The sequence below is a fragment of the Enterobacillus tribolii genome (genome assembly GCF_003363015.1).
In the GTDB taxonomy this organism is placed as follows: domain Bacteria; phylum Pseudomonadota; class Gammaproteobacteria; order Enterobacterales; family Enterobacteriaceae; genus Enterobacillus; species Enterobacillus tribolii.
The window spans coordinates 80478-101261 of sequence record NZ_QRAP01000004.1; the positions used below are offsets into that span (position 1 = coordinate 80478).

Below are 20784 nucleotides of genomic sequence, written 5' to 3' on the forward strand. Positions count from 1 at the left end.
TATCTATCCGGAGATGTGTTATGTCTGATGTCAAACGTAATACAATCGGCAAGTTCGGCTTATTATCACTGACCTTCGCCGCCGTTTTTAATTTTAATAACGTCATCAATAATAATATTGAGCTGGGGCTTGCCTCTGCCCCGATGTTCTTTTTAGCAACCATTTTCTACTTTATTCCATTCTGCTTAATTATTGCGGAATTCGTATCGCTGAATAAAAACTCAGAAGCCGGCGTTTACGCCTGGGTGAAAAGTTCGCTGGGCGGGCGCTGGGCATTTATTTCGGCGTATACCTACTGGTTTGTTAACCTGTTCTTTTTCACTTCGCTGCTGCCGCGTGTTCTCGCCTACGCCTCCTATGCGTTCTTAGGCTACGAATATATCCTGACGCCCATCGCCACCACGGTGCTGAGCATGATCCTGTTCGCCTTCTCCACCTGGGTTTCCACCAACGGCGCGAAGATGCTGGGGCCGATTACGTCGGTGACGTCCACGCTGATGCTGCTGCTCACGCTGTCTTATATTCTGCTGGCGGGCGCGGCGCTGCTCGGCGGCGTACAGCCGGTGGATCCGATCACCGTTGACGCCATGATCCCGAACTTCAGCTGGGCTTTCCTCGGCATCATTACTTGGATTTTTATGGCCGCAGGCGGCGCCGAATCCGTCGCGGTATACGTTAACGACGTCAAGGGCGGGTCAAAATCGTTCGTTAAGGTGATTATCCTTGCCGGTATTTTTATCGGCGTGCTGTACTCCGTTTCTTCCGTGCTGATTAACGTTTTCATCAGCAGCAAGGAACTGAAGTACACCGGCGGCTCTGTCCAGGTTTTTCACGGGATGGCCGCCTACTTCGGGCTGCCGGAAATGCTGGTGAACCGCTTCGTCGGCATGGTGTCCTTTACCGCGATGTTCGGCTCGCTGCTGATGTGGACGGCAACGCCGGTTAAAATCTTTTTCTCCGAAATTCCGGCGGGCATTTTCGGCGCGAAAACCGTTAAGCTCAATGAAAACGGCGTACCGGCGCGTGCGGCCTGGATTCAGTTTTTGATCGTTATTCCGCTGATGATCGTGCCGAGCCTGGGTTCTGATACCGCACAGGACCTGATGAACACGGTAATTAATATGACTGCCGCAGCCTCTATGCTGCCACCGTTATTTATTATGCTGGCTTACCTGAATCTGCGTTCTAAGCTCGATCACCTGCCGCGCGACTTTAAAATGGGTTCGCGCAGGACGGGCATAATCATTGTGTCGATGCTGATCGTGATATTTGCCATCGGGTTTGTCGCCTCTACTTTCCCGACCGGCGCAAATATTATGACCATTATTTTTTATAACGTTGGCGGTATCGCTATTTTCCTTGGCTTTGCCTGGTGGAAATACGGTAACTATGAAAAAGGCTTATCAGAGGAAGAACAAAAAACAGAACGCGCACCGATTTAATCACAATATAAATAAACAACGCTAAATACATTTTCGAGATAAATGAATGAAATTAAATTTTCATGTCAACAGGGCCTTACCGGCCCTGTTTTTCGGCTGTTCTTTTTCCCTGGCAGCAGAAACTATTCATCCTGCAGAACATGATGATACAAAAATACCTGAACTCACCGCCCCGGCATTCCGTTTTTACGGAGAAATAGGGCTTGGCGGATATATGGACACAGAAGGAGAGGATAAGCATAAATACAGCGACGGCACCTATATTGAGGGCGGGCTGGAGATCAAACACGGTTCCTGGTTTGGCCTGATTTACGGCGAAGGGTGGACGGTTCAGGCCGACCACCAGGGAAACGCCTGGGTGCCAGACCACGGCTGGGGCGGCTTTGAGGGCGGCCTGAACCGTCTTTACGGCGGCTATCGTACCGATGGCAACACTGAAGTCATACTCAGCGTGCGCAATGATTCCTCGCTGGACGATCTGCAATGGTGGGGCGACTTTACGCCCGACCTGGGCTACGTCATCCCCAACACCCGTGACCTGACCACTGCGCTGAAGATACAAAACCTGGCGGGCGCCCTTCGCTACAGCATCACAGCAGCACCCGCCGGGCACCATAACGAAAGTAAAGCCTGGCTTCATTTCGGCAAGTACGACCGCTATGACGATAAGTATACCTACCCGGCGATGGCTAACGGCTACCTACAATATGACATAGCCAAAGGCGTAACCTGGATGAATGGTCTGGAAATCACCGATGGAACCGGGCAACTGTTTTTAACCGGCTTGCTGACGTCCAACCTGGCCGCCCGCGCCTGGCATCATACCGGGCGGGCCAAAGGCCGGGATGCAGCGGGAACGGAAACCGGTTTTATGGTCAGCGCCATGGCAGAAGCCCTGAAGGGCGTCTACCTGTCAACCGCTTACAGCTACGCCAAACACCGGCCTGATAACGCCGCGGATGAAACCACCTCATTTGCGCAGTTCGGGATTTGGTATGAATACGGCGACGGACGCTTCGCCACCGCTTTCGACAGCCGCTGGTACATGAAAAATGCCTCTGGCGATCCCAGCGACAAAATTTTCCTGATGCAATATTTCTACTGGTAACAAGGGATAACCAATAATGATCAAGCCCCTCCTCCCGCTAACGCCGCTGGTGTGCGCGTTACTGATGAACAACGCCGTTCATGCCGCTGTGGCTGATGATTTCAAAAACGTCATTAACCGCACCGGTGCGCCTGAGTATATGCGCGACTTTGATGCTGACGACCATCAGCGCTTTAATCCGTTTTTTGACCTCGGCGCCTGGCATGGTCACCTGCTGCCGGATGGTCCTGACACATCTGGCGGCTTTCCTGGTACCGCGCTCCTCACGGAAGAATACATCAACTTTATGGCGAAGAATTTTGATCGCCTGACGGTATACCAAAACGGAAAGAAACTGGATTTCACCCTGCAAGCCTACAGCATCCCCGGCGCCCTGGTACAAATACTCACCGGCGCAGAAGTACAGATTAAAATGACACTGCGCTTTGCCAGTGACCGTACTTCGCTGCTGGAAACCAGGATCATCAGCCCGGTTGCGCTAGATTTGGTTTGGGACGGCGAGTTGCTGGAAAAGCCGGAGGCCAAAGAAGGAAAGTCATCTTCCGGTAAAACCATTGATGCCGCGTTTCCGGATTATCGTCGCAGCATCATCGCCACCGGCAACGGCCTGAAGGTCACGTTCGGTAAAGTCCGCGCCACCTGGGATTTGCTGACATCCGGTGAATCACAGTACCAGATACATAAGTCTATCCCGCTGCACACCGTCACCGATGGCCACCGGTTCACCAGCAAAGCGCATATCACCGGTTCAACGACGATCTACACCACCTACTCACACTTGCTGACCGGGCAAGAGGTGCGCGCTGAACAACCCCGGATACAGGACATGCTGGCGCATCCGCAGCGCTACCTCAGCGCATCACAACAACGCTGGGAAGGTTATCTGCAACGGGGGCTGAGCAACCCGAACGCCACGCCGGAACAAACCCGTGTTGCGGTCAAAGCGATTGAGACCCTGAACGGTAACTGGCGTTCCCCCGGCGGTGCGCTGAAGCACGACACCGTAACGCCATCGGTAACCGGCCGCTGGTTTTCCGGTAACCAGACATGGCCGTGGGATACCTGGAAGCAGGCATTCGCCATGGCGCACTTTAATCCGGATATTGCCAAAGAAAATATTCGCGCCGTGTTCTCACATCAAATTCAGCCCGGCGACGCGGTACGGCCGCAGGATGCCGGGTTTGTTCCCGACCTGATTGCCTGGAATCTCAGCCCGGAACGCGGCGGTGACGGCGGCAACTGGAACGAGCGTAACACGAAGCCCAGCCTGGCGGCATGGTCCGTGATGGAGGTCTATAACGTCACCAAAGATAAAGCCTGGCTGGAGCAGATGTATCCAAAGCTGGTCGCTTATCACGACTGGTGGCTGCGCAACCGCGATCACAACGGTAACGGTGTGCCGGAATATGGCGCAACGCGCGACAAAGCCCACAACACCCCGGACGGCAGCATGCTGTTTACCGTCACCCATGGGGGAAAAGAAGAAACCTTATCCGGGCTGAAAAATTATGCCGCGATGATCGACAAAGGTCAGTACGACAGCCTGCAAATTCCGGCTCAGGTCGCCGCATCCTGGGAGTCCGGACGCGATGACGCAGCCGTCTTCGGATTCATCGATAGCGACCAGTTGGCCCGATATATTGCCAACGGCGGTAAACGCAGCGACTGGGAAGTAAAATTTGCCGAAAACCGGGCAAAGGACGGCACGCTGTTAGGCTACTCGCTGCTGCAGGAATCCGTTGATCAGGCCAGCTATATGTACAGCGACAATCATTATCTGGCTGAAATGGCGGCCCTGCTCGGCAAAACCGCTGACGCCCGGCACTATCGCATGCTGGCGCAAAAGCTGGCGGATTACATCAATACCTGCATGTTCGATCCGGCAACAAAATTCTATTATGACATCCGTATTGAGGACCAGCCACTGCCCAACGGATGCGCCGGAAAACCCATCGTGGAGCGGGGCAAAGGGCCAGAAGGTTGGTCGCCGCTGTTCAATGGCGCCGCGACGCAACCTCATGCCGATGCGGTCGTCTCCGTGATGCTCGACCCACGGGAATTTAACACCTACGTGCCGCTTGGTACCGCAGCATTGACTAACCCGGCATTCGGCGCCGATATTTACTGGCGCGGACGGGTATGGGTGGATCAGCTGTGGTTTGGGCTAAAAGGGATGGAGCGTTACGGATATCGTGACGATGCGCTGAAACTGGCGAATACGTTTTTCCGTCACGCCAAAGGTTTAACATCCGACGGCCCGATTCAGGAGAACTACAATCCATTGACCGGAGCACAACAGGGCGCCCCCAATTTTTCCTGGAGCGCAGCGCACTTATACATGCTCTACAATGATTTTTTCAGGCAACCCTGACGTGTTCCCTGACGTGTTGTTAACCCCGGCCTTTCCCTTACAGGGAAAGGCCGGTTTCGTAACACAGGGATTATGCGCTGAGGCGCCGGTAGGCCTCGGTCCATTGCGGATAACGATCCGGCGCGCTCCACAGCAGCTGATGCATACGCGCCATCGCCACCGGATCGCTCAGCAGCGATAAACGCTGGTTAGCGTTCACCTCAGCAGGCGCACGGCTCAGTGCCGCTTCGACCCTTTCATTGCGTGACTGCTCAATCGCCGGATGGACGCGGTGACGTGCGGTCGCCATGCCGGTCGCCAGCGCGTTATAGGCCGGGTCGAATACCGCGTGCAGGAAGCCGTGCTCCAGTTCACGCTGGTGATTCATCTCCACGTAGCGTTCCGTGTCCGACATTTCACGCGGCGGCTGATACTCTTCCGGGATCAGGAACAATTTGGCCCGTTTGCACTTCTGCCCCAGGCTGCGGCGGCTGGTGATCACGGAAACCCAGGGAGAGAGGATTAACGACACCACGATCGGCGACAGCCACCACAGGAAGCGCAGATCGAGAATCGCCACGCCCGCGGACCACACCAGGCCGAGGATGAGCTGCGAACCGTGGCGGCGGAAGGCTTCGCCCCATGACGTAGCGTCATCATCGCGCTGCGGTGATTGCCAGGTAATCGACCAGCCGAGAAACGCGCTGACCACGAACACGGTGTGGAAAATCATCCGCACCGGCGCCAGCAGCACGGAAAACAGCATTTCCAGCAGCATCGAAATGAACACGCGGATCGGGCCGCCGAATTCTTTGGATCCTTTGGCCCAGATCAACAGCACGCTCAGCAGCTTCGGCAAAAACAGCAGCACCAACGTGGTGGAAAACAGCATGATCGCCAGTTCCGGCCGCCACTGCGGCCACACCGGGAACAACTGGCGCGGTTGCAGAAAATACTGCGGCTCCATCAGGGTATGTACCACCTGCAACGCGGTGGACAGGGCCAAAAACATGAACCACAGCGGCGCGGACAGGTAGGACATCACCCCGGTAAGAAACACGGCGCGGTGTACCGGATGCATGCCCTTCACCAGGAACAGACGGAAGTTCATCAGGTTGCCCTGGCACCAACGGCGGTCGCGCTTCAGCTCATCCAGCAGGTTGGGCGGCAGCTCTTCATAACTGCCCGGCAGATCGTAGGCGATCCACACCCCCCAACCGGCGCGGCGCATCAGCGCGGCCTCCACGAAGTCGTGAGACAGAATGGAGCCGGCGAAAGTGCCTTTACCCGGCAAGGGCGCCAGCGCGCAGTGTTCAATAAACGGCTTCACGCGGATGATGGCGTTGTGGCCCCAGTAGTGGGATTCCCCCAACTGCCAGAAGTGCAGCCCGGCGGTGAACAGCGGGCCGTAAACGCGGGTGGCGAACTGCTGGATGCGCGCGTACAGCGTGTCCATGCCCGTCGCCTTCGGCGCGGACTGGATGATCCCGGCGGAAGGGTTCGCTTCCATCAGACGCACCAGATTGGTCAGGCAGTCACCGCTCATCACGCTGTCGGCGTCCAGGATCACCATGTAGCTGTATTCCCCGCCCCAGCGGCGGCAGAAATCGTCGATGTTGCCGGACTTACGTTTCACCCGGCGGCGGCGGCGGCGATAAAAGATCTTCCCTTCCCCGCCGACTTCACGCACCAGATCCATCCACGCTTTTTGCTCCGCCACGCAGATATCCGGGTTGTAGCTGTCGCTGAGGATGAACACATCGAAGTGCTCAAGCTGGCCGGTGGCCCGCACCGACTCAAAGGTAGCGCGCAGGCCGGCAAACACGCGGGAAACGTCTTCGTTACAGATCGGCATGATCAGCGCCGTGCGGTGCGCCGGATTCAGCGCCTCGTTGCCGGCGGTGCTGGCGGAAATGCTGTACCTGTCACGGCCGATCAACAGTTGCAGGAATCCCATCAGCGCGGTCCAGAAACCGGCGGAGATCCAGCAGAAAAGAATGGCGAACAGCACCAGAATGCCGAACTGCAGCACGTAGGGCAGCAGCTCCAGCGTGGACTGCAACAGCGGTTTGTCGAACACGGAGAGCGGGTCGATCAGATCCCATCCCTGATACGGCAGGATGGTCTTCATGTACCAGGTCGCAATTACGGTCTGGAACAGCGTCAGAATCAGCAGCACCCAACGACGCATAGATCCAACGCGGCGCCAGCGTTTGTCCGCTTCCGCCTCCTCCGTTGACGTAAAGGTGTGCTTCGGCGGCTCGGTGCGCCCGAGCAAGCTGTCCCACAGGCGGCCAAAAGGATTGGTGCGCCAGACTTCCGGAAACATGGAGGTGCGGCGGATGGTCGGCATCGCCTTGATCGCCGTGCGCCCGGCCGCATCGTGCGTCAGTTGTTCTTTTTCACCCGGCCAGGCCAGCGCCAGACGGGACTTCACGGAACAGAGGGGAACGTCGCGCGCTTCCTGCTCAGGCAGGTTTTCCCCGCTGCCCAAAGCACGATGAATCGTTTCAACCGACAACGTTTCTCCGGCGCCCAGTTGCGCATCGAGCGCGGACCGTTGTTCCGCGCTCAGCGCCAACGCCTCCAGATAGGCGTTGGCATTCTCAGTGGATTTATTCATTAGCAGGTAACTGGTAGCTCCAGGTTTCGCTCAGCGGCTTGTCGTCTTTTACCAGCGCGGCACGCATTTCAACCGGTTTTTTCTCATCAATCACTTTCAGACGCAAAACCAGGCGCCAGCCTTTGGTGATTGGATTATAGCGCAAGGTATTCTCCACCACTTTCGCATTGTCGTCGGTGCTGACCTGAGTCGTCACCGACGCATCCGGCGTCAGCGCTTTCAATACCGGGCCGACGAAGTCCACCAGCAGAGCGACGCTGCCGTCCGCTTCACGGATCAGGTTGGACTGACGCACGTCTCCCGTTGAACGCATAGTCTGTTTTACCCAGGCCAGCGCGGGATCGTGCAGCTTGTCTTCCGCACTGGTGAAACGCAGGCGGTAATCAAGGTTAATCGGCTTGCCGGTTTCCGGCAGGCTGGACGGCGTCCAGAACGCGACGATGTTGTCGTTGGTTTCATCCGCCGTGGGGATTTCCACCAGTTCCACCTTGCCTTTGCCCCAGACGCCCTTCGGCTCAATCCAGGCGCCCGGACGCAGATCGTAGCGATCGTCGAGGTCTTCATACTCGGAGAAGCTGCGGGTACGCTGCAACAGGCCGAACCCTTTCGGGTTTTCCACGGTAAAGGTGCTGACCGAGAGATGTTTCGGGTTGTTAAGCGGACGCCAGATCCACTCGCCGTTACCGGCATGGATCGACAGCCCTTCGGAGTCGTGCAGCTGGTGACGGTAGTTCATCACCGGGGAAGGCTGGTTGGCGCCAAACAGGTACATGCTGGTCAGGGGAGCCAGACCCAGCACGCCGACCTTGTCGCGCAGGTAAACGCGGGACTGAACGTCGACGCTCGTCTCGCTACCCGGCGTCAGCATCAGGCGGTAGGCGCCGGTGGCGCGCGGCGAGTCCAGCAGGGCATAAATCACCAGGTGCTTATCTTTGGGATTCGGCCGCTCAATCCAGAACTCACGGAAGCGCGGGAACTCTTCGCCGGAGGGCAGCGCGGTATCGATCGCCAGGCCGCGGGCGGAAAGGCCGTAAACCTGCCCTTTCGCCACGACGCGGAAATAGCTGGCGCCCAGCATGCTCATCACCTCGTCGTTTTTACCCGCCTTATTCAGCGGATAAAGTACCTTAAAGCCGGCGAAGCCCAGCTCTTTCACCGCATCGGGGTCATGCTTCACATCGCCGAAGCTGAAATATTCCGGGCTGTATTTAATCTGGTGAACGGCGGTTGCGGTGACTTCGTTGATTTTCACCGGGGTGTCGAAATACATCCCCTGGTGATAAAACTCCAGTTTGAACGGCGTTTTGACGTTCTTCCAATAGGGTTTGTCATGATTGAACTGAATTTTTTGGTAATCAGCGAATTTCATGTCCCGGAATTCGGACGGCAGGTTGCTTTTCGGCGCTTTAAATTTTTCGTCCGCCAGCGCTTTGGCCTGTTTGGCGACGTCATCCAGTGAGAAAGCCCACGACGGAGCGGCAGCGAATAACATAAGAACGGATGCGGCCAGCCCGGTAACCACGCGAGATTTGGTACGGGTGGTTATTGAATATGTAAGCACATACCCCCCTGAAGGTACTTTATGAGACGAGAACAAAGTAAACAGCGTTTGCGATGAAAGGTATAATAATGGATTCCTCCCCTCCCCGACAACAGCCTGTTAAGGCCATCACAAAACCCGCATGGAAAGTTTACGCGCGAAGCGCACGGAGAAATAAAATTTTACATAATAATCATGAGATTAAAGCAATGGTATTTTTATTGGTATTCCTCCCTTAATATATTGCGGATTATTCAGTCTTGCGCGGAAATAAACACGCCGCAGCGCATGAAAATAACTGTATTTTTATCCATGCAATAATTTAGCTGGCGCACTTCGTAATAGCCGTAATAACTTTCCGAATAACGCAAATAAACTTACTGCGCCGGTTAAAAATCGCCCGGAGTCTTACAGTTACCCCATTCCCATCCGGCTTTGTTATGGACAAAAAAACTACAGACTTTTCTGTTAAACTTTACCGCCAGCCCGTTTTTTTATCATGACCTGACGCGCAAGGCTCAGAGAATCAGTTTACCTCTTCCCCTTACTTCAGCAGGATTTCATCCGCCACACCGTATTCTGACGGGAAAATTTATCGTTTTTTCCTTGCGTGCTGGAGTATTACGACAACAATTATCAACACGAAACTCTCCACCGATATGCAATCACTCCGCTTACTGACCACCACTTACACAGAGGGACACTTATGGATATGTATCTGACGTTAGATGAAGCCATAGAGGCCGCCAGGGAGCTTTTCATCACCAACGGCCCCGATGACGGAAACGACCCACAGGTAGCCCAGTTCAACTTGCAGAAGTACGTCATGCAGGACGGCGACATTATGTGGCAGGCTGAATTCATGGCAGAAGAAGGTGAAAGCACCGAATGCGTGCCGATGCTGAGCGGCGAAGCGGCGCAGGCGGTGTTCGATGATGACTATGATGAGGCGGAACTCCGGGAAGAATGGATTGATGAAAATACGCTTTATGAGTGGGATGAGGATGATTTCCAACTGGAACCGCCGTTGGACACCGAAGAAGGCGAAGCCGCAGCGGACGAATGGGATGAACGTAATTAACCCGGTAAAAAATCCGGAACCTGTGCGGGTTCCGGATTTCGTTAACGTGCGCTGCAGGTAATTACTGTTCCAGCGACATGCCCATCTGCTGGCGCAGGTGAGCGCCCGCGCCCAACAATCCCGGGCTGCCGTGCGTAATCAGGTAGACGGGAATATCTTCCAGAAAGTCTTTCAACCGCCCTTTGTCTTCAAACGCCGCACGGAATCCTGAGGCTTTAAAGAAGTCCAGGAAGCGCGGTACGATGCCGCCCGCGATATACACCCCGCCGAAGGTGCCCATATTGAGGGCCAGATCGCCGCCAAAACGCCCCATAATCACGCAAAACAGCGACAGCGCGCGACGGCAGTCGGTGCAGCTGTCAGCCAATGCCCGCTCCGTGACGTCTTTCGGCGCCAGGTTCTCCGGCAGACGGTTGTCCGACTCGACAACAGCGCGGTATAAATTCACCAGCCCCGGCCCGGATAAAACCCGCTCAGCAGAGACGTGGCCCAACTCTTTACGCAGCACCATCAGGATCTGATCTTCTTCTTCGCTGTTGGGGGCAAAGTCTACGTGCCCGCCCTCGCCGGGCAGGCTGATCCAGCGCCCGCCGGCATGCAGCAGGTGCGCCACGCCCAGGCCGGTGCCGGCGCCGTAAATGGCGATGGGCTTATCACGCTGGGGAGCTTTGCCGCCAAACTGCATCAGATCGCTCTCTTTCAACATCGGGATCGCCATCGACACGGCGGTGAAATCATTGATCACCTCCAGCACGCTCAGCCCCAGGCTGGCCTTCATCTGCGCAATGGAAAACGCCCAGGTGTGATTGGTCATCGCCACCCAGTCGCCGGTAACCGGGCAGGCAATCGCGATACAGGCTTCACTGACCTGAGCATCATGCTCAAGGAGATAGGTACGAATGGTTGATTCCAGGCTGTCAAAATCCAGGCCGGAGTAAGTCTTGGCATGCGAAATGGCGCCGTCGCTCAGGTTGCACAGCGCCAGGCGGGCATTCGTCCCGCCAACATCCCCGACCAGGGCGTAACTCATCATGGCTCTCCCTTTGTTTACTTCAATCAACGGTTGTTTCAATCAAGGTCTGTTTCGATCAAGGTTTACTTAAATCAATTTTTAGCTAACAACACAATAAAAGACGCTATGCTTACGGCAGCATGCCCGGATAGACAGCAGACTGCGCTGACACAGCAGCATATAAACACAGCAATCCCGTCAGCAACAGCACCCGCCGTGCCATCCGGTGCACAACATTGAAGCAGATCACAAAAATCGTTTCAGCAAAAAGATGGCCGGATAAAAAAGCGCCGATCCGACGCTTAATCCGGCGGTATCACATTTACTGTTGCAGGACGAACACCTTATATGTTTCATCCCCGCGCACGCCTGATGATAAAAATGGCGCTCCCCGCACTGATAATCGGCGTTCTTTCCAGCCTGATGCTGATTGGAATGATGGGTATCGCAGCTCAGTTGCAACACATACTGTGGCAAAGCCTGCCTGGCTTATTTGCCGTCAGGCCGGATTCCCCGGCATGGATTATCGGCACCCTGACGCTGACCGGCATCGCCGTCGGCCTGATCGTCCGCTTTATGCCGGGCCACGGCGGCCCTGACCCGGCTACGGAATCCCTGGTCGGCATGCCGCTGGCGATAAACGCGCTGCCGGGACTGGGGCTGGCCCTGATCGTAGGGCTGGCCGGCGGGGTCAGCCTGGGGCCGGAAAACCCGATCACCGCAATCAATATCGCGCTCACGCTGATTATCGGTCAGCGCCTGATGCCCAAAACCGCTAATCAGGAGTGGGTTATTCTGGCGGCATCGGCCACCATCGGCGCGATGTTCGGCTCTCCGGTCGCTGCCGCGCTGATCTTTTCTCAGCAACTGGGCGGAACGGAAGAAACACCGTTCTGGGATCGCCTGTTTGCCCCGTTAATTGCTGCCGGCACCGGCGCCCTGACTACCCAGCAGTTTTTCCTGCCGGACTTTTCCCTCAGCCTGCATTTCCAGCATACCCCGCGCTTCACGGACGTGTTGATGGGCAGCGGCGTCGCGCTGTGCGCCTGCGCCATCGGCATGGTGGTGGTTTATCTGCTGCCGCACTGTCACGCGCTGTTTCAGCGTTTACGCCATCCGGTGCTGATGCTGGGATGCGGCGGCTTTATTCTGGGGTGTCTGGGGGTATTGGGCGGGCCCGTCACGTTGTTCAAGGGGCTGGACGAAATGCGCCAGTTACTGCACCTTCCCGGAAACAGCGCCTCTGCGCTGTTCGGCATTACGCTGGTTAAGCTGGCGGCGCTGTTGATTGCCGCCAGCTGCGGCTTTCGCGGCGGGCGGATCTTTCCTGCGGTATTCGCCGGCGTCAGCCTCGGTTTGGCGCTCAGCGCCGCGTTTCCCGCACTTTCCCCGGCCGTGGCGATCAGTTGCGCCATCCTCGGGCTGGTGTTGGTCGTGACCCGCGACGGCTGGCTGAGCCTGTTTATGGCCGCAGCGGTAGCGCACAGCCCGGTCCTGCTGCCGCTGCTCTGCCTGGTGCTGTTGCCCGCCTGGTGGTGCCTGGCGGGCAGACCGCTGATGCTGGTTAACAAGCCTTCTCCCGCCGCGCGGTCTGAAAGCCGGTTATGATTCCACAGACCATAGCGCGGCGGCTCTGGCATGCAGGTCCGCGGTGTCGAACAAGGGAACGGAGGCATCTGCCTCCTGAACCAGCAGACCAATTTCCGTGCATCCCAGAATGATGCCTCCCGCGCCTTGTTCAACCAGGCGGCGCATCACGTCGCGATAGATACGCCGTGAATCTTCGCTGATCACGCCCTGGCACAGTTCCTGGTAAATAATGCGGTGCACGTCCGCCCGGTCCGGTTCGTCCGGTATTACCACGTCAATGCCGAACGCCTGGCTCAGGCGCCCGCGATAAAAGTCCTGCTCCATGGTAAACCGCGTGCCCAGCAGGCCGACGCGGTTTATTCCGCTGGCGCGGATCACCTCCGCCGTCGCGTCAGCGATATGCAGCAACGGCAGCTGCGCGGCTTCTTCAATCTGCGCCGCGACCTTGTGCATGGTATTGGTGCATAGCACCAGCTTCTCGGCGCCGGCCGCCTTCAGGCTGAGCGCGGCCTGCCCCAGCAGTTCTCCCGCCCGCTGCCAGTCGCCTTCCATCTGTAGCTTTTCAATCTGCGCAAAGTCGACGCTGTACAGCACCAGTTGCGCAGAATGCAGCCCGCCGAGGCGCGACTTCACCACCTGATTAATAATCCGGTAATAAGGCAATGTAGATTCCCAACTCATTCCGCCAATCAGCCCCAACGTTTTCACCGAATTCTCTCCTGTTGTTCTCCGTGCAGCCCTGAGGGATCAGGACCGGTCCAGCGCGGCGTTGTGCCCGCGACGCGCCATGTAGCGTTCACGTAATATGTCATAGATCCAGTTATACGCCACGGTGTAGGGCAAGAAAAACAGGAAAAAGCCGACCTCCAGCATAAATGCCTGCAATATCCCGACGCCCAGCGTCTGGCACACGATGGCCAGGCCGAAAACGATAAAACCGACCTCAAACCCCAGCGCATGAAAAACACGTACCCGCGGCGTTTTAGCCGCCGGCCAGAGACGATCGAAAATAGCGTTATACACGATGTTCCATAACATCGCCGTGGTAGCCAGAACCAGGGACAGTCCGCCCATCTCCAGTACCGAACGCTCCATCGCCCAGGCGGCGACCGGCGCACAAATCGCCGTAGCGATAACTTCAAAACCGACTGCATGGAAGACACGTTCCGCCGGCGTTTTACCTGACTGTATGTTTTGTTGCATAAAACGATTTAACCTCTTGATATTTATTACTTCAAAAGCGCGGCATTTAAGCCGGTGGTGATTATCATCGTTTTTTGGGATACATTAAAAATAGATACCATCGATAAAACAGATACATCATGCGCTACTCTCCCGAAGCACTAACGGCCTTTGTGGAAACCGTTGCGGCAGGCTCCTTCTCTGCCGCCGCCCGTCGTCTGCATAAAAGCCAGTCGACCGTCAGCACTGCGATCGCCAACCTGGAAGCCGATCTGGGCGTCACGCTGTTTGACCGCTCCGGCCGTCACCCGCTGCTGACCGAACAGGGGAGACAGGTGCTCAGCCACGTGCAGGACATCCTGGCGGCCAGCGAACGGCTCGATCAGTTGGCGATTCATCTGGCGGGCGCGACGGAAATGCGCCTGACCCTGGTGCTGTCAGACACCTTCCATCCCGATGCGCTGGAAGACCTTATGCATCAGTTTGATAAGCATTATCCGCATACGGAATTTGAATGTCTGACCGGCGAAGATGAGGACGTCATCGATCTGGTGCAGAAAGAACGCGCCCAGTTGGGGCTGCTGGAAGCGCGGAACGCCTATCCGACCGACATCGGCGCCATCCGCATTCCGGCGCAGACCGAGATGGCGCGGTACGTCGCCTCCACTCACCCGCTGGCGTCCCAGGAAGTGCTGACGCCGGAGCATCTGCGGGTCTGGCGCGAGCTGCGCCTGAGCACGTATCTTGAGCGCGACGCCGGTCAGGCTCAGGGGCCGGTGTGGTTGGCGCCGAACTACCTGCTGTTGTTCGCCATGACCGTTCAGGGGTTCGGCTGGAGCACCCTCCCCTGTACCCTGGTTAATGATTTTTCGACCTCCGGCCAGCTGACGCAGCTTAACGTTCCCGGCTGGCCCAAGCTGATCTCCACCGACCTGGTCTGGAATAAGAAAACCCCGCCGGGGCCGGCGGGGAGCTGGATCCGCCACTATTTGCAGCAGCAGAAGCTTAAAAAGTGAGAACCTCAGCCGTGCGCTGAGTTGCGCGCTTCCATGGTGCGGCACAGCACGCCCAGTAAGTCCGGCACGTCGTATTTGGGCAGCATAACTTCAACCAGGGTTAATGCCTCAGGTTTATCAATTTGTTGCAGCACCTGACGCAGTTCAGCCACCGTCTCTGCCCGGTGTACGTTGCAGGGGGCATTTTGCGATAACGCCGCAGGAATCAGTCTCCAGTTCCAGGCGGCGATATCGTTGTAGCTCTGATACGGGCCGTGTATGGCGCGTTCCACGGTATAGCCGTCATTGTTCAGCAGCAGGATCACCGGCTTCAGCCCCTGACGCAGCAGCGTGCCCAGTTCCTGAATGGTCAGTTGCGCGGACCCGTCGCCGATAATCAAAACCACACGCCGATCTGGTTGCGCCATCTGCGCTCCCAGCGTTGCCGGCAGCGTATAGCCGATGGAGCCCCACAGTGTCTGCACAGTCAATGACGCGTCTTGCGGCAAACGAACATGCGCAAAACCGAAACTGGCGGTTCCCTGCTCGGTAATGATGATATCCCCCGGCTGGAGAAACTGCTGAATCTGATGCCAGAACGCGCGCTGGTCCAGCGTTTCCGCGCTGGCCGGAGGGGCGTCCGGCGCGGTTTCTTCCCGCAACCGCCATTCCACCGCCAATTCCCCGGCCAGCTCGTTCAGCACCCTGAGCGCTTCGCCCATTGGCAACTGGCCGAAGCGATAGCCGCCCACGCTGGCGGAAAACGGCCGCAGATCGATACGTTTTTTCTCATTTATCCGGTGCGTAAATCCCGCAGTCTGCGCATCACTCAGGCATACCCCGACGCTGATAAGCACGTCCGCCTGCTCTACCGCCGCCTTCACCGGCGGCAGACTGGCGCTGCCGGTGTAGGTTCCGCTGAAGTTAGCCTGGCTTTCATCAAGAATGCCCTTCCCCATCATCATGGTCGCGCCGGCCAGCCCCGGAAACGCGGCAAGCTTGCGCAAGGCCGCCGTCTGCCCGAAGCGTCCGGCCTGAAAATCCGTCAGCAGCGTGGTGTGGCGCGCGCCTTTCAGCAACTCCCGCGCTGCCTGGGCAAACGCCTGCAGGCTGTCGGGCGCGCAAGGCGCGGAAATGTTTGCCGCCGCCTGCGGCAGGGCACGCAGCGGGGTTTCGGAAACATCGCTGGGCAACAGCAGGTAAACGGGACGGCGCTGCCGCACCGCTTCGCCCAACACGCGATCGATCTCCTCCACCGCATTTTCCACCGTCAGGCTGGCCTGCGCGCAGGTTACTTCAGCGGCCATACGCATAAAATGTTCGAAGTCGCCGTCGCCAAGGCTATGGTGCAGCAGGGCACGGTTCTTTTGCGCCTCCACGGAAGGCGCGCCGACGATATGGATCACCGGCAGGTATTCCGCATAACTGCCGGCCGTACCGTTGATGGCGCTGAGTTCACCGACGCCGAACGTCGTCAGCATGGCCGCCGCCGGAGCATGACGGGCATAGCCGTCGGCGGCATAGGCGGCATTCAACTCATTGGCACAACCGACCCAGGCTAATTGCGGGTGGGCAACGACATGATCGAGAAAGTGCAGGTTATAGTCGCCGGGCACGCCGAACATGTGGCGGATGCCCAGTTGCGTTAGTCGCTCAATTAAATAGTCAGCTACGGTGTACGCTTTACTCATGGTGTTAACCCCTGAAAAAGGAAAGGACGTCGCTACACCAAAAGTATAGTTTTAGCTTTCTTAATTAACCCAAATGCAAAGGTTAAAGGCACGTAAATTTAAGTTTACGAAATCGTTAATTATTTATCTTTTCTTAACATTACCGAAACACAAATAAATAAGTAAAGCTTATACTTTTCATCCGGAATACTCTCAATTTATTGAGTTAACGCCTGTATCTCCCCCATCACCTTATTTTCTCCACATTTGCCCTGTTAATATATTCTCAACGGCCCGATACCGGGCACAGTAACACCCCTGCTCTTTTCCGAAGGAGAATGACATGTTTAAACCTGCTATCGCCGTATTAATCGCCCTGGGCTCATTACTCCCCCTGAGCCAAAGCTACGCCGGCCCGCATCACGACCGGGGATGGGGCAACAATAATCATGGCCAGCATATGGGCTGGAATAATGAACGCCACGCCAACCGCGATCACGGCTGGGATAATAAGCGCGGCTGGCATTCACAGGGACGCTGGCACCAGGAGCGCGGCAACCACTACGGGCGCGACTGGAACAATAACCACAGCTGGAAGAAAGCGGATTTCAAATATAACGACCGGCGCTATAACAACGCCCAGGATTGGCGGGAACGTCGTTGGTAAAATATAAACCGGCCGCTCACGGACGAGAGGCCGGTTTATTTTGACGCCCGTGTATCATGCAGCGCGCTAGAACAGCATACCCAACAACAGGTAAGCATTCAGGGCGATAACCAGCACCACGATCCCGCCGCCGATGGTCTGTACGCCGCGGCCATTCACCATTTCCCCCATCAGCGCCTTGTTGCCGGTAAACGCCAGCAACGGCACCAGCGCCAGGGCAATACCGAAGCTCAGCAATACCTGGCTCAACAGCAGGATGCGCGTCGCGTCCAGCCCGGCGAGGATCACGATAAACGACGGCAGCATGGTAATGCTGCGCCGCAGCCACAGCGGAATGTGGAAATGAATAAAACCCTGCATCACAACCTGCCCGGCCAGGGTGCCCACCACGGTAGACGACAGCCCCGCCGCCACCAGACTCAGGCCAAAAATCGTTGCTGCGGCGTTGCCCAGCAGAGGTTTCAGGGTGAGGTAGGCGTCATCCAGTTCAGTAATGCCGGTATGCCCGTTGAAGTGAAACGCCGCAGCGGCTGTCGCCATCATCGCCAGGTTCACGAAGCCGGCGATGGTCATGGCGATGGCGACGTCCAGCTTGGTTGAGGCGTAACGCTGTGCTTTGGTGCCGCCGGTTGAAGCCTGCGTCAGGGAGGAATGAAGATAGATCACGTGCGGCATGATGGTCGCGCCCAGCACGCCGGCGGCAAGAAATACCGCATCATGCGTCGGTAAAGCAGGGAACAGCATGCCCTTGCTCAGCTCCGCCATATCAGGGCGGGAGAAAACCAGCTCAACGATATACGCAGCGGCAACGAACAGCAGCAAACCGCCGATAACCAGCTCCAGCGGTTTTTGCCCGCGACGCTGCAACACCAGGATCAGGAAGGTGGCGATGCCAGTCAGGACCGCGCCCTGCAACAATGAGATTCCCAGTAATAGCTTGAAGCCGATGGCCGCGCCGATAAACTCGGCCAGGTCGGTCGCCATCGCGATAATTTCAGCCTGAACCCAGTAGGCCCAGACGGCAGGCCGCGGAAAGCGATCGCGGATGTGCTCCGCCAGATTTTTTCCGGTCGCGATGCCCAGCTTGGCCGACAGCAATTGGATCAGCATCGCCATGATGTTGGCCCACACCACGACCCACAGCAGCTTGTAGCCGAAGGCAGCGCCGGCCTGGATGTTCGTGGCGAAGTTTCCGGGATCGATATAGCCGATGGCAGCAATAAAGGCGGGTCCCATCAGGGAGAGCTTGATCTTCCGTGATGCACGTTCGGAGGTATCTATCGTGCGGATGTTCAGCATTTTCGGGACCTTTACTGCTTAGATGATGTCATCATTATCAAATAAATGATAATAATTATCAAACTCATTTGAGAGTTACATACCTATCGCTTTAATAGGAAACAGAGCGACAGACGCCTTCATAAAACACGTTGAGTGATAACCCAATAAACGCTGAACATGCCCTGGTTAAAACACGCATTCTGGCTTTTAATAATTTTATCACAAAAACTAAAAATTTCTCTTACAACCAAGACTGCTTGGTTTTGTGATAATTTTAACTTTTCCATTGGATTTAGTGATAATTTTTTCATTAGTTTTGATATTTGCTATACACATCTCGTTTTTAGTTAACGCGTTACATAGAATGAGCCTGAAAATCTAGCCCTCCTCAAATTTGGAGCTTTTATGTCCCGTATTCTGCATTTTGTTTTGGCGATTGCAGTCGTCACGATCCTCGCCCTGCTGGTCAGCCGCGATCGCAAAAGCATTCGCTTACGTTTCGTAATCCAATTGCTGGTAGTGGAAGTTCTGTTGGCATACTTCTTCCTGAACTCCGACGTGGGATTGGGCTTTGTAAAAGGATTCTCCGAGTTCTTTGAAAAGCTGCTGAAGTTTGCCGCCGAAGGGACCAACTTCGTCTTCGGTAATATGAGCGACAAAGGACTGGCCTTCTTCTTCCTGAACGTCCTCTGCCCCATCGTCTTCATCTCGGCGCTGATCGGTATCCTGCAACATATCCGCGTACTGCCCGTCGTCATTCGCGCTATCGGTACGGTGCTGTCGAAAATCAACGGCATGGGCAAACTGGAGTCCTTCAACGCCGTCAGCTCATTGGTTTTGGGACAGTCAGAAAACTTCATCGCCTATAAAGACGTATTGGGCAAGATGTCGGAAAAGCGGATGTACACGATGGCGGCAACCGCCATGTCTACGGTATCCATGTCCATCGTCGGCGCCTACATGACCATGCTGGAGCCCAAATACGTGGTGGCCGCGCTGGTGCTTAACATGTTCAGCACCTTTATCGTTCTGTCGCTGATCAACCCGTATCAGGTTGACGGTGAAAGCGATCTGCAGCTGAAAAACACCCATGAAGGGCAAAACTTCTTCGAAATGCTGGGCGAATACATTCTGGCCGGTTTCAAGGTCGCCATTATCGTTGCGGCGATGCTGATTGGCTTTATCGCGCTGATCTCCGCCATTAACGCCTTGTTCAGCATGCTGTTCGGTATCAGCTTCCAGGGCATTCTGGGCTACGTCTTCTACCCGTTTGCCTGGATCATGGGCGTTCCCAGCAACGAAGCGTTGCAGGTCGGCAGCATCATGGCGACCAAGCTGGTGTCCAACGAATTTGTGGCGATGATCGACCTGCAGAAGATTGTCGGCGAGCTGTCGCCGCGCGGCGCGGGCATCCTTTCCGTATTCCTGGTTTCTTTCGCCAACTTCTCCTCAATCGGGATTGTGGCAGGCGCTATCAAAGGGCTGAACGAACATCAGGGCAACGTGGTTTCGCGCTTCGGCCTGAAACTGGTGTACGGCTCCACGCTGGTCAGCATGCTGTCGGCGTCTATTGCGGGGCTGGTGCTGTAAGCATCAAGGCTCAGGAAAAAGGCGCTGCGGCGCCTTTTTTATTGCCGGCAACCTCTTGCGCAATCCGCTGGCAAACGCGTTCAAGCGTGCGCTCATAGTCCCCGTCTATTTCAATGCAGGCAACGCCGCTTTCATCACAGCGCGTTTTCAGTGCCCGGTTCTCATCGATGACCTGCGCTATCGTGCGCTCCTCCGGCCCCTGGCGCCGTTCAATCACATTGCGGTGCCGGAGGATGCCAGTGTGGTAATGCGCGCGAATATAGCGCTCTGACAGCGCGAGAAAGACAGGAATGATATGCCGGCGATACTCCTCAGGGAAAGACGCCAGGCGCTGCGGGAACAGATAGCATCCTTCGATAATCAGGTTTTGCCCGTTCTCGATGTTGGTGTCGATGATGCCTTTAAGAATCGGCCACAGGCGCTGCTCTATCACGTCATCGCGATCCATCGGCGTAAAACCGCAGCGGGTGGCATCGGCGCGGTACAGCCCCATCTTCAGATGATCTGCGGACAGATAAGGCACCAGGCAGTGTTCGAGCAAGCGCTGCGCCAGCAGGGTTTTCCCCACCGAGCTGCAGCCGCCAATCAAAATAATCATACCTTTCTCCCTATCATCTGGCGCCAGACGCACAGCTTAACCCGCTTATATCAGG

At 56.3% G+C, this 20784-nt stretch carries 16 protein-coding genes; 8 read left to right on the top strand and 8 right to left on the bottom strand.

Annotation, left to right across the window (positions count from 1 at the left end):
- Positions 1 to 20: 20 nt before the first annotated feature.
- Genes C8D90_RS09760 through ygjK form a run of 3 tightly spaced genes read left to right on the top strand, consistent with a single transcriptional unit; the run spans position 21 to position 4921 of the window.
- Complete coding sequence (locus tag C8D90_RS09760) at positions 21 to 1442, top strand: amino acid permease (protein WP_115458265.1); 1422 nt, start codon at positions 21 to 23, stop codon at positions 1440 to 1442.
- A 46-nt stretch (positions 1443 to 1488) separates the two neighbouring features.
- The gene (gene ygjJ, locus C8D90_RS09765; protein WP_115458266.1) at positions 1489 to 2550 is read left to right on the top strand and encodes a protein YgjJ; all 1062 of its coding nucleotides are present in this window, start codon (positions 1489 to 1491) and stop codon (positions 2548 to 2550) included.
- 16 nt (positions 2551 to 2566) lie between these two features.
- The gene (ygjK, locus tag C8D90_RS09770; protein ID WP_260503134.1) at positions 2567 to 4921 is read left to right on the top strand and encodes an alpha-glucosidase; all 2355 of its coding nucleotides are present in this window, start codon (positions 2567 to 2569) and stop codon (positions 4919 to 4921) included.
- 70 nt (positions 4922 to 4991) lie between these two features.
- On the opposite strand, the gene mdoH is transcribed toward ygjK, so the two are convergent.
- Complete coding sequence (gene mdoH, locus C8D90_RS09775; RefSeq protein ID WP_115458268.1) at positions 4992 to 7523, bottom strand: glucans biosynthesis glucosyltransferase MdoH; 2532 nt, start codon at positions 7521 to 7523, stop codon at positions 4992 to 4994.
- Positions 7516 to 9015: a glucan biosynthesis protein G gene (locus tag C8D90_RS09780; protein WP_115458547.1), complete on the bottom strand. Its 1500-nt coding sequence runs from the start codon at positions 9013 to 9015 to the stop codon at positions 7516 to 7518. Before C8D90_RS09780 ends, mdoH begins: the two co-directional genes overlap by 8 nt.
- Positions 9016 to 9769: 754 nt before the next feature.
- Here C8D90_RS09780 and C8D90_RS09785 point away from each other — a divergent pair.
- The gene (locus C8D90_RS09785) at positions 9770 to 10144 is read left to right on the top strand and encodes a MysB family protein (protein WP_115458269.1); all 375 of its coding nucleotides are present in this window, start codon (positions 9770 to 9772) and stop codon (positions 10142 to 10144) included.
- 61 nt (positions 10145 to 10205) lie between these two features.
- Here C8D90_RS09785 and glk read toward each other — a convergent pair whose 3' ends face one another.
- On the bottom strand, positions 10206 to 11177 hold the full coding sequence (gene glk, locus C8D90_RS09790) for a glucokinase (protein WP_115458270.1): 972 nt from the start codon (positions 11175 to 11177) through the stop codon (positions 10206 to 10208).
- A 327-nt stretch (positions 11178 to 11504) separates the two neighbouring features.
- Between glk and C8D90_RS09795 the strand changes: the two genes are divergently transcribed.
- Positions 11505 to 12764 (top strand): ion channel protein, encoded by a 1260-nt coding sequence (locus C8D90_RS09795; protein ID WP_115458271.1) that lies wholly within the window; start codon positions 11505 to 11507, stop codon positions 12762 to 12764.
- Here the strand turns inward: C8D90_RS09795 and C8D90_RS09800 are convergent.
- Together C8D90_RS09800 and C8D90_RS09805 are read right to left on the bottom strand one after the other, a co-directional pair.
- Positions 12759 to 13454 carry an aspartate/glutamate racemase family protein gene (locus tag C8D90_RS09800; protein WP_115458272.1) on the bottom strand — a complete coding sequence of 232 codons (696 nt, stop codon included), beginning with the start codon at positions 13452 to 13454 and terminating at the stop codon, positions 12759 to 12761. The genes C8D90_RS09795 and C8D90_RS09800 overlap by 6 nt on opposite strands.
- A gap of 39 nt (positions 13455 to 13493) precedes the next feature.
- Positions 13494 to 13949: a multidrug/biocide efflux PACE transporter gene (locus C8D90_RS09805; protein ID WP_115458273.1), complete on the bottom strand. Its 456-nt coding sequence runs from the start codon at positions 13947 to 13949 to the stop codon at positions 13494 to 13496.
- 119 nt (positions 13950 to 14068) lie between these two features.
- Between C8D90_RS09805 and C8D90_RS09810 the strand changes: the two genes are divergently transcribed.
- Complete coding sequence (locus C8D90_RS09810) at positions 14069 to 14944, top strand: LysR family transcriptional regulator (RefSeq protein WP_115458274.1); 876 nt, start codon at positions 14069 to 14071, stop codon at positions 14942 to 14944.
- 5 nt (positions 14945 to 14949) lie between these two features.
- On the opposite strand, the gene C8D90_RS09815 is transcribed toward C8D90_RS09810, so the two are convergent.
- Positions 14950 to 16614, bottom strand: coding sequence for an alpha-keto acid decarboxylase family protein (locus tag C8D90_RS09815; RefSeq protein ID WP_115458275.1), 1665 nt, complete (start codon positions 16612 to 16614; stop codon positions 14950 to 14952).
- 322 nt (positions 16615 to 16936) lie between these two features.
- Here C8D90_RS09815 and C8D90_RS09820 point away from each other — a divergent pair, with 322 nt between their 5' ends.
- Positions 16937 to 17260: a hypothetical protein gene (locus C8D90_RS09820; RefSeq protein ID WP_115458276.1), complete on the top strand. Its 324-nt coding sequence runs from the start codon at positions 16937 to 16939 to the stop codon at positions 17258 to 17260.
- A 66-nt stretch (positions 17261 to 17326) separates the two neighbouring features.
- Here C8D90_RS09820 and C8D90_RS09825 read toward each other — a convergent pair whose 3' ends face one another.
- Positions 17327 to 18559 carry an Nramp family divalent metal transporter gene (locus C8D90_RS09825; RefSeq protein ID WP_115458277.1) on the bottom strand — a complete coding sequence of 411 codons (1233 nt, stop codon included), beginning with the start codon at positions 18557 to 18559 and terminating at the stop codon, positions 17327 to 17329.
- A gap of 387 nt (positions 18560 to 18946) precedes the next feature.
- Between C8D90_RS09825 and C8D90_RS09830 the strand changes: the two genes are divergently transcribed.
- Positions 18947 to 20131, top strand: a complete 1185-nt coding sequence (locus tag C8D90_RS09830) for a NupC/NupG family nucleoside CNT transporter (protein ID WP_115458278.1) — start codon at positions 18947 to 18949, stop codon at positions 20129 to 20131.
- 10 nt (positions 20132 to 20141) lie between these two features.
- Here the strand turns inward: C8D90_RS09830 and C8D90_RS09835 are convergent, their stop codons facing one another.
- A complete protein-coding gene (locus C8D90_RS09835) occupies positions 20142 to 20729 on the bottom strand; it encodes a 2-phosphoglycerate kinase (RefSeq protein WP_196238500.1) in 588 nt (195 codons plus the stop codon).
- Positions 20730 to 20784 lie beyond the last annotated feature (55 nt).

Bases quoted from the DNA above. Each gene is read 5' to 3' on its own strand.
- C8D90_RS09810 (WP_115458274.1), top strand. From the start codon at position 14,069: ATGCGCTACTCTCCCGAAGCACTAACGGCCTTTGTGGAAACCGTTGCG.
- ygjK (WP_260503134.1), top strand. From the start codon at position 2,567: ATGATCAAGCCCCTCCTCCCGCTAACGCCGCTGGTGTGCGCGTTACTG.
- C8D90_RS09835 (WP_196238500.1), bottom strand. From the start codon at position 20,729: ATGATTATTTTGATTGGCGGCTGCAGCTCGGTGGGGAAAACCCTGCTG.
- C8D90_RS09815 (WP_115458275.1), bottom strand. From the start codon at position 16,614: ATGAGTAAAGCGTACACCGTAGCTGACTATTTAATTGAGCGACTAACG.
- C8D90_RS09785 (WP_115458269.1), top strand. From the start codon at position 9,770: ATGGATATGTATCTGACGTTAGATGAAGCCATAGAGGCCGCCAGGGAG.
- C8D90_RS09780 (WP_115458547.1), bottom strand. From the start codon at position 9,015: ATGTTATTCGCTGCCGCTCCGTCGTGGGCTTTCTCACTGGATGACGTC.
- C8D90_RS09795 (WP_115458271.1), top strand. From the start codon at position 11,505: ATGTTTCATCCCCGCGCACGCCTGATGATAAAAATGGCGCTCCCCGCA.
- C8D90_RS09825 (WP_115458277.1), bottom strand. From the start codon at position 18,559: ATGCTGAACATCCGCACGATAGATACCTCCGAACGTGCATCACGGAAG.
- C8D90_RS09805 (WP_115458273.1), bottom strand. From the start codon at position 13,949: ATGCAACAAAACATACAGTCAGGTAAAACGCCGGCGGAACGTGTCTTC.
- glk (WP_115458270.1), bottom strand. From the start codon at position 11,177: ATGATGAGTTACGCCCTGGTCGGGGATGTTGGCGGGACGAATGCCCGC.
- ygjJ (WP_115458266.1), top strand. From the start codon at position 1,489: ATGAAATTAAATTTTCATGTCAACAGGGCCTTACCGGCCCTGTTTTTC.
- C8D90_RS09760 (WP_115458265.1), top strand. From the start codon at position 21: ATGTCTGATGTCAAACGTAATACAATCGGCAAGTTCGGCTTATTATCA.
- C8D90_RS09820 (WP_115458276.1), top strand. From the start codon at position 16,937: ATGTTTAAACCTGCTATCGCCGTATTAATCGCCCTGGGCTCATTACTC.
- C8D90_RS09830 (WP_115458278.1), top strand. From the start codon at position 18,947: ATGTCCCGTATTCTGCATTTTGTTTTGGCGATTGCAGTCGTCACGATC.
- mdoH (WP_115458268.1), bottom strand. From the start codon at position 7,523: ATGAATAAATCCACTGAGAATGCCAACGCCTATCTGGAGGCGTTGGCG.